General features: G+C 39.1%; 1 protein-coding gene. It reads left to right on the forward strand.

All coding sequences use genetic code 11. The features are described from left to right. Positions 1-33 precede the first annotated feature (33 nt). The coding region (locus J7R05_RS07750) for a class I tRNA ligase family protein (RefSeq protein ID WP_208541819.1) at positions 34-514 on the forward strand (481 nt) is incomplete at its 3' end.

Consider the following 514-nt stretch of genomic DNA (forward strand, 5'->3'; position numbering starts at 1 on the left):
GTATCTTTTATTGCGTTTCACAATGAGTATGACATGCGTGACACATATTACATAACTACTCCGATTTTTTATCCTAATGGTACTCCACATATTGGGCATGCCTATAGTGCAATTGTAAGCGATGTTTTGGCCCGTTTCCAAAGATTAGACGGAAAAAATGTATTCTTTCTCTCTGGTACGGATGAGCACGGCATAAAGAGGAAACAAACAGCAGCAGGAGTGGGGATGATACGTAATCAACGTGCAGATTGTAATATTGCAGTGTTTCAAAAAATGCTTGCAGTCTTAAATTGTTCTAACGATGATTTCATCCGTACAACAGAAAAGCGCCATTATGAAGCTTGTCAGGAAATTTGGAAAAAAATGGAAGCTAATGGTGATATTTATCTTGGTCGTTATACTGGTTGGTATTCGGTGCGTCAGGAAGCATATTATGAAGAGAAAGATACTGAAATTGGAGAAGATAACATCCGTCGGGAAAAAGAGTTAGGCTCTCCAGTCGAATGGAATGAGG

Origin of the sequence: Bartonella capreoli, from assembly GCF_902813205.1 — a bacterium.
Classification (GTDB): domain Bacteria; phylum Pseudomonadota; class Alphaproteobacteria; order Rhizobiales; family Rhizobiaceae; genus Bartonella; species Bartonella schoenbuchensis.